Source organism: Tabrizicola sp. (assembly GCF_031377265.1).
In the GTDB taxonomy this organism is placed as follows: Bacteria; Pseudomonadota; Alphaproteobacteria; order Rhodobacterales; family Rhodobacteraceae; genus JAUYQR01.
The window spans coordinates 1-7,287 of sequence record NZ_JANMET010000066.1 but is presented as its reverse complement, the minus strand read 5'-3'; the positions used below and the strand labels follow the sequence as shown (position 1 = coordinate 7,287).

General features: G+C 64.9%; 7 protein-coding genes and 1 pseudogene. 3 read left to right on the top strand and 5 right to left on the bottom strand.

The window, feature by feature from the left end; translation table 11 throughout:
• Window positions 1-87 precede the first annotated feature (87 nt).
• The 3 genes from neuC (at window position 88) to RMO18_RS21075 (ending at window position 3,738) form a co-directional block, all read left to right on the top strand.
• Window positions 88-1,209 (top strand): UDP-N-acetylglucosamine 2-epimerase, encoded by a 1,122-nt coding sequence (gene neuC, locus RMO18_RS03805; RefSeq protein ID WP_309664001.1) that lies wholly within the window; start codon window positions 88-90, stop codon window positions 1,207-1,209.
• A 67-nt stretch (window positions 1,210-1,276) separates the two neighbouring features.
• A complete protein-coding gene (locus tag RMO18_RS03800; protein ID WP_309664000.1) occupies window positions 1,277-2,449 on the top strand; it encodes a glycosyltransferase N-terminal domain-containing protein in 1,173 nt (390 codons plus the stop codon).
• Window positions 2,446-3,738 (top strand): 3-deoxy-D-manno-octulosonic acid transferase, encoded by a 1,293-nt coding sequence (locus RMO18_RS21075; RefSeq protein ID WP_405054002.1) that lies wholly within the window; start codon window positions 2,446-2,448, stop codon window positions 3,736-3,738. The genes RMO18_RS03800 and RMO18_RS21075 overlap by 4 nt, the downstream gene beginning before the upstream one ends.
• Here RMO18_RS21075 and RMO18_RS03790 read toward each other — a convergent pair.
• The 5 genes and pseudogenes from RMO18_RS03790 to RMO18_RS21065 all read right to left on the bottom strand — a co-directional run.
• Window positions 3,725-4,516 (bottom strand): SDR family oxidoreductase, encoded by a 792-nt coding sequence (locus tag RMO18_RS03790; protein ID WP_309663999.1) that lies wholly within the window; start codon window positions 4,514-4,516, stop codon window positions 3,725-3,727. The genes RMO18_RS21075 and RMO18_RS03790 overlap by 14 nt on opposite strands.
• Window positions 4,509-5,207 carry an acylneuraminate cytidylyltransferase family protein gene (locus tag RMO18_RS03785; RefSeq protein ID WP_309663997.1) on the bottom strand — a complete coding sequence of 233 codons (699 nt, stop codon included), beginning with the start codon at window positions 5,205-5,207 and terminating at the stop codon, window positions 4,509-4,511. The genes RMO18_RS03790 and RMO18_RS03785 overlap by 8 nt, the downstream gene beginning before the upstream one ends.
• Window positions 5,204-6,154 (bottom strand): Gfo/Idh/MocA family oxidoreductase, encoded by a 951-nt coding sequence (locus RMO18_RS03780; RefSeq protein WP_309663995.1) that lies wholly within the window; start codon window positions 6,152-6,154, stop codon window positions 5,204-5,206. Before RMO18_RS03780 ends, RMO18_RS03785 begins: the two co-directional genes overlap by 4 nt.
• Before the next feature lie 51 nt (window positions 6,155-6,205).
• Window positions 6,206-6,706, bottom strand: a complete 501-nt coding sequence (locus RMO18_RS21070; RefSeq protein WP_405054001.1) for an amidase family protein — start codon at window positions 6,704-6,706, stop codon at window positions 6,206-6,208.
• Window positions 6,694-7,275: pseudogene (locus RMO18_RS21065) on the bottom strand (amidase family protein); the annotation flags it as partial. The pseudogene RMO18_RS21065 and the gene RMO18_RS21070, both read right to left, overlap by 13 nt.
• Window positions 7,276-7,287: the final 12 nt, after the last annotated feature.

Genomic DNA, 7,287 nt, shown 5'->3' with positions numbered 1-7,287 from the left:
CCATTCCGCGCTTGCAGCCCACGGCCTGCATCCGACAAAGGAGCCGCTGGGTGGCACCGTCGTTCTGTTCCACCGCTTGCCTCACCCATGACCCGCTCGCTCCTCTTCCTCACCGGAACCCGTGCTGATTTCGGCAAGCTGGAGCCATTGGCATCGGCGGCTGTCCTTGCGGGGTTCGAGGTGACCTTCTTTGTCACTGGCATGCATATGCTGGACCGCTACGGCCTGACCAAGCTGGAAGTGCACCGGATGGCGGGGGTTGCGGTGCACGAGTTTCTGAACCAGCGACCGGGGGATGCGCAGGATATCGTGCTGGCCAAGACGATCGTCGGGTTCTCGGACTATGTGACCGAACATCGCCCCGATCTGATCATCGTGCACGGCGACCGGGTGGAGGCGATGGCGGGCGCGCTGGTGGCGGCGACGAATTACATCCGCTCGGCCCATATCGAGGGCGGCGAGGTGTCGGGCACCATCGACGAGGTGTTCCGCCACTGCAACACCAAGCTCGCGCATGCGCATTTCGTGTCGTCCGACACGGCGGCGCGGCGGGTGATGGCGCTGGGCGAGCCGGAGGAGACGATCCATGTGATCGGCTCGCCGGAGCTGGATTTCCACTCCGGTCCCTCCGGGGTGACGATTGCCGAGGTGAAGGCGCGCTACGGGATCGGGTTTGACGATTACGGGATCGCGGTGTTCCATCCTGTCACCTCGGAGGCGGCAGGAATGGGCGCGCAGGCGCGGGCGCTATACGGGGCGCTGGCGGCCTCGGGGCGGAAGTTCGTGCTGATCGCGCCGAACAATGACCCCGGGTCGGACGCGATTTTCGAGGTGATCGAGGGCTTGCCGAAAGACCGGTTCCGGCTGCTTCCGTCGATGCGGTTTGCGCATTTTTCCGAACTGATGCGGAATGCGGCGTGCATGATCGGCAATTCCAGTGCCGGGGTGCGCGAGGCGCCTTTTCTGGGCGTGCCGTCGCTGGATGTGGGAACGCGGCAGACCAACCGGGCCGAGGCGGGATCAGTCAGCGCCTGTGCGGCGACGGACGCTGCCGCGATTGCGCGGTTTCTGGAAACCGAGTGGGGGCGTCGCTATCCGGCGCATCACGGGTTTGGTGCGGGCACGGCTGCGGAGCGGTTCGTGGCGGTGCTGAAGGACGCGGGTTTCTGGGACAGGGGCCTGCAAAAGGCCTTTCGCGACCTTGGCTAAGGCGCGCACCGGGCTTGCCCTTGCGGCCTATCTGGCTTTGTCCCGAGCCTTGCCAATCCCGGCGCCGATGATCTTGCGGCGTCGTCTGGCGCGCGGCAAGGAAGACCCGGCGCGTTGGCGTGAAAAGCTGGGCGAGGCGACGGTGGCGCGGCCGGACGGGCGGCTGATCTGGCTGCATGCCGTGGGGATCGGCGAGGTGATGGCATTGCGCGGTCTGATCGCCGCGATGGCACAGGCCGAGCCGGAGTTGAGTTTTCTGGTGACCTCCACGGCGAGGTCATCGGCGGAAGTTTTCGCCGGTAACTTGCCTGCGCGGACCTTGCATCAGTTCCTGCCGGTAGATGCGCCGCAGTATCTGGATCGGTTCCTTGATCATTGGCGGCCGGACCTTTCCATCTGGGCGGAACAGGACCTTTGGCCGGGCGCGGTTGTGGCGGCGGCGCGCCGCACCATCCCCTTGGCGCTGGTGAATGCGCGGATGAATGATGCTGCATTTGCCCGGCGTCGGCGCTGGCGGGGCCTGTTCGCCGACCTTTACCAACGGTTTTCGCTGATTGCGGCGCAGGATGCCGGGACCGCAGCGCATCTGACGGCTTTGGGCGCAACCGGGGTGCAGGTGACCGGATCGCTGAAATCCGCCGCACCGGTGCTGGCGGCGGATGCGGTGGGGCTGGCAGCGTTGCGGGCGGCGGTGGTGGGGCGGCGCGTCTGGGTTGCGGCGTCTACCCATGCCGAGGATGAGGCGGTCGCTTTGGCGGCGCAGGCGGTACTTTGGCGCGCCGATCCGCGATGGCTGCTGATCCTGGTGCCGCGGGTTCCTTCCCGCCGGGCCGAGGTTGCGGTGCCGACCGGGCTGCCGATGACCGTCCGGTCGCTTGGCGAAGGGCCGACTGGCGCGGTGTATCTGGCCGATACGGTGGGTGAGTTGGGCCTGTGGTACCGGCTGGCCGAGGTGGCACTGATCGGGGGCACGTTCGGCCCGGTGGAGGGGCATAATCCTTGGGAACCGGCGGCGCTGGGTGTGGCAGTGCTGCACGGCCCACGCGTGGCGAATTTCGCGGACGACTATGCCACACTGGACGCGGGTGGCGCGGCGCGGCAGGTGACGCCGGAGGGACTGGTGGCAGCGGTGACAGGGGATCTTGCCGGGATGGGCGCAATTGGACAGGCTTTGGCCGAGGCGGGGCAACGGGGGGTGAGACCCCTGGCCGACGCTTTGCTGGCCCTGGTGCGGCGATGAGGCTGTGGCTGTTCCTGCGGTTATGGTCGGCCCTGTGGCACCTGGGGCTGCCTGTGGTGCTGGTCTATCTTTGGTGGCGCGGGCGCAAGGATGCGATTTACGCCCGCCATCTTGGCGAACGCTTCGGGCGTTATGGCAACGGCCTGCCGGGCGCGGTGTGGGTTCATGCCGTGTCGTTGGGCGAGATGCGGTCGGCGGTGCCTTTGGTGCGGGCGCTGCTTGACCGGGGCGACAAGGTGGTCACCACGCATTTCACCCCCGCCGGACGGCGCGAGGCCGCGCGGGTGTTTGCGGCCGATATCGCGCAGGGCCGGATGCGGGTGGTCTGGGTTCCGTTTGAGACATCATGGGCTTATGCGGGTTTCTTTCGGGCTTTCCGTCCGGTGGCGGGGCTGGTGATGGAGATCGAGATCTGGCCCCGGATGATCTTTGCTGCGCGCCGTGCAGGGGTGCCGCTGTTCATGTGCAACGCGCAGTATCCGACGAAATCCATGGCGCGGGACGAAGGTTTCCCGTTGCGCCATGCGCTGATGCGCGGCTTTGCCGGGGCTTTCGTGAAATCCGATCTGCAGGCAGAGCGGTTTGCCTCGGTCGGGGTGGACAATGTCGAGGTGACGGGCGAGCTGCGGTTTGATCAGCCGATCCCGCCCGCGCAACTGGCCGCGGCGGCTGTGGTGCGGCCATGGCTTGCGGGGGAGCGGGCGGTGGTCACCTTTGCTTCGGTGGTGGAGGGCGAGGATGCCATCTATCTGGAGGCAATCGAGGCGGCGCTGGCGGCTGGCGGAGCGCGGCCGTTTTTCGTCTATGTGCCGCGCAAACCTGAACGGTTTGACGAGGTTGCGGCGATGATTGCCGCGCGGGGCCTGAAGGCATTGCGGCGAAGCGAGATACTGGACGCAGCACTGGTGCCTTTAGGTGCGCCAGTGGCGGCAGATATCTTGCTGGGCGACAGTCTGGGCGAGATGTATTTCTACATTGCCCTGTCGGGTGGCGTGGTCACCGGCGGCGGCTTTACGCCCAAGGGCGCGCATAACATCATCGAACCGCTTGCGCTGAAATGCCCGGTGATCGTCGGGCCGGAGGTTCACACCATCGAATATCCGGCGACCGAGGCGATCGAGGCCGGTGTCTGCCTGAGGGTGGAAACGCCCGAAGCCTTGCGTCAGGCGCTGGGCCCGGATGGTTGGGCCGGGCCTACTGCCGAGGAGATCGAGGACTTCTTTGCCGAACACGCAGGGGCGACAGCGCGGACCATTGAGGCGCTGGACCGCCAACTTACCAGCCGCTGAAGCCACCATCGACATTGACCAACTGCCCGGTCATGTAGCCCGCCTGTGCGGAGCACAGAAACAGCATCGCATCGGCGATCTCATCGGGTTTGGCCATGCGGCCCGCCATGATCAACTCGCTTACCCGGCGCTGGAATTCGTCGGAATGGTTGTTGAAGACGGCACCCGGCGCGATGGTGTTCACCGTGGCCTGCCGCTTTGCCCAATAGCCCGCAAGCCAGAGGGTCAGGCCGTGGATACCCGCCTTTGTGGTTGAATAGGCCGAGAAACTTTTGAACGGCATGCCTTCGTAGATCTGGTGATGCGGGCCGTTCAGCGCGTACATCGAGGCCACGTTGATCAGCGTGGCGGGGTAGCGGCCGACGATGTCACGGTCCATCTGCCGCGCAATCATGAACGCGCCGGTCAGGTTGGTGCGCAGCGTGCGTTCCCAATCGCTGACGCTGGTGTTGGCGAAATCGGGGAAGGGTTTGCCAGCCCCCATCAGCAGCTCGCCGGTGATGGCGGCGTTGTTCAGAACCACATTCGGCTCCCAACCATCGGCGAGGATGCGGGTGAAGATGCCGGTCACCTGATCTTCGTCGCCGACATCGAGGTCATAGAAGCGGAAAGCGTCATTGCCCGCATGGGCCGCCTTTAGCGCATCGGCGCGGTGGCCCGGCAGGTCAGAGGCGATCACCCGCGCGCCTTCGGCCAGCATGCGGCGGACATAGGTGGAGCCGAGCACCCCCCCTGAGCCGGTGATGAAGACGGTGCGTCCGGTGAGCTGGTCAGTCATGCGTCAGGGCCTCTTGCATCAGGAATTCGACAAGGCGGAAGTCAAAGGGCGTGTCGATGTCGACACAGCGTTCGGGTGGCATCAGGTAGGGGATCACCCGCCCTTCCCAAAGACCCTTGGAGCGTTTGAGATACGCAGGGTCAACCACATAGGTGGAGGCCGCATGTTCGTACACGATCGGTGCCTGCTGGCGCGCCACAACGCCGCCGGGCAGGGGTTTGGAGACATGCAGTGAACCCGTGGCGTCTGGTTCGACAAGGTTGAAATATGGGTTCTTTCGCGCCTCGCAGCAGCTCATTACCATGTCAGGATGTTCGATTTTGTAAAGTTCGAGCGCGGCGTCGATGTCTTCCGGTAACCGTAGTGGCGAGGTGCAGTCAAGATCGAGGAAGGCGGTGACCGGGCCAATCAGGCCTTCGGAGGCCGCAAGCGCGTGCTGCCATACACCCCATTTGCCAGCCGAATCCGTGGCCAGATGCGCCGGGCGCAGGCCAATCTTCAGGGCGCCTTTGGCGATGGCATGTTCATAGATCGCCTCATCATCCGTCGATACCACCACCGCGCCGACCCTTGGGTTGGCAAACAACTGGTCCAGCGACCAGTCGATCAGCGGTTTGCCGCAAAGCGGGCGGAAGTTCTTGCCCGGAACCCCCTTGGAGCCTTTGCGCGCCCCGATATGGCCGAGGATCATGGGATCTCCTTGCGGATCTGACCGTTGAAAACCCTTGCGGCCCACGCACCGGCCACCAGGCGGGCGGAGGGCAGGCACAGGTCCAGTCGGGGCAGATGTTCGATGTCTGACACCACACGCCCGGCAACCAGCGCCAGAAAGTCGCGCATCGCAGCGAGGAACATCTCATTGCGGTCCAATGGCTTATGCAGCGCGGCAGGCCCTGCGGCATCGGTTACCACATAGTGCTGGCTCGCGAAATCGAAGTCATGCATCCGCTCGCTGCCCCGCAGGATGCAGTGTCGGTGCAGCTTTGGCGTCAGGTAATCCATCGCTACGTCGCCCGACAGCCCGGTCCGGCCAAGGCTGATCCGGCTTGCCATGTCGACCCCCGGATAGGCAACATGGCCCAGGCTTTCTACCGCATGAACCGAAAGCCCGGGGAACAGGCAGGCAGCCATGTCAACCTCGTGGCAGAGGTCGAGCAGCACACCGCCGCCATCCGCTTTTGCGGCATAGCTTTGCGAAAACCGCCAGTTCGCCCGCCATTGCGTCACGTCATGGCCAATGGACAAGGCGAACTGGAAGACGTCCGACAGATCTGTCGCGGCCAATTCCCGGAAGGCCGGATGGTACCGCATCATCATCCCGAGCATGGATCGTTGGGCCACTGGTGCCGCCAAAACGGCGATGGTCTCCACGTCGGCAGGCCGAAACGCCAGCGGTTTTTCAACGTAAAACGGAACCCCAGCCGCCGCACAAGCCTTGACCAGCGGCAGTCGAACGTCGGTCGCGGTGGCGATGACCACCGCATCGGCCCCTTCCGCCAACCTGGCGGCCAGCGCCTGCGCCGAAAACCCACGCCAGCCGATCAGGTGTGACTGTGCACCCAGCGCCATCAGGTTCTCATGGTGCCGGCGCCCGATCGAGCCCGCCCCCACCACCAGAACTGTCACCCCGCCTGCCATGCCAATCCTCTCGCCTTTGGGCAAAGCGTTAGCCTGATTGGCCTGCCATTGCTAGAGCAGCGGCGGGCGTTTGGCGGGCCAGTCGGTGGCCAGATGATAGGCCTGCCCGATGGCCAGCACGCGCGCATCCGCGCCATTGCGGCCGATGATCTGCATGCCCATCGGCAGCCCCTGCGGTCCAAAGCCTACCGGCACCGACAGGGCTGGTAAACCGATCAGGCTGGCGGGGATCACCACTTCCATCCAGCGGTGATAGGTGTCCATCGGAAGACCGTTGATCGCCTCTGGCCAGCGCCATTCCACCGGGAACGGCCAGACCTGTGCGCAGGGCAGCACCACCACATCGAACCGGTCAAACAGCCGCGCCGCATGCGCATACCAGCGCGAACGGATCTTGCTGGCCGCGTAAACGGCATCGGCCGACAGGCCAAGGCCTTGTTCGATCTCCAGATCGTCTCGGGTTTCAATTGCGCGCGCAGTGCGGGATCGTTGTAGAGCTTCCGCTTGGCATTGGAATTTAGCATGGCGCGCAGGGTGATCCAGGCATGCCACAACTTTTCGGCCGGAAACGGCGGGCTGACCGGTTCCACCATTGCGCCGAGGCTTTCCAGCACGGCAAGCCCGGACTCGCACTGGGCAAGGATGCCCGGCTCCATCGGATAGGCGCCGCCCCAATCGCCCAGCCAGCCTATGCGCAGCTTGCGCATGTCGCAGCTGAGGTGATCGGCAAAGCATGCACCCGCACGGGAAAACGGCACGTCCGGGGCCTCACCCGCCAGCACTTCAAGCAGTCGGGCCACATCCTCAATGCTGCGGCCCATCGGGCCGTCGGTTGACAAGGTGGCAAGGAAAGTGTCGCCATCGGCATCCTGCGGCACAAGGCCCCAGGTCGGACGAAACCCGTAAACGTTGCAAAACGCCGCCGGATTGCGCAGCGAACCCATCATATCCGATCCGTCGGCCACAGGGACCAGCCGCGCCGCCAAAGCCGCCGCGGCACCGCCGGACGATCCGCCGGCAGTGCGGGTCAGATTATAGGGATTACGGGTGGCACCAAACACCGGATTGAAACTGTGGCTGCCATGGCCCCATTCGGGCGTGTTGGTCTTGCCAGTGAAAATCGCCCCCGCAGC

What these genes read in the sequence shown, in the direction of transcription:
- RMO18_RS21075 (WP_405054002.1), top strand. Translation starts at nt 2,446, where the DNA reads ATGAGGCTGTGGCTGTTCCTGCGGTTATGGTCGGCCCTGTGGCACCTG.
- RMO18_RS03790 (WP_309663999.1), bottom strand. Translation starts at nt 4,516, where the DNA reads ATGACTGACCAGCTCACCGGACGCACCGTCTTCATCACCGGCTCAGGG.
- RMO18_RS03800 (WP_309664000.1), top strand. Translation starts at nt 1,277, where the DNA reads ATGATCTTGCGGCGTCGTCTGGCGCGCGGCAAGGAAGACCCGGCGCGT.
- RMO18_RS03780 (WP_309663995.1), bottom strand. Translation starts at nt 6,154, where the DNA reads ATGGCAGGCGGGGTGACAGTTCTGGTGGTGGGGGCGGGCTCGATCGGG.
- neuC (WP_309664001.1), top strand. Translation starts at nt 88, where the DNA reads ATGACCCGCTCGCTCCTCTTCCTCACCGGAACCCGTGCTGATTTCGGC.
- RMO18_RS03785 (WP_309663997.1), bottom strand. Translation starts at nt 5,207, where the DNA reads ATGATCCTCGGCCATATCGGGGCGCGCAAAGGCTCCAAGGGGGTTCCG.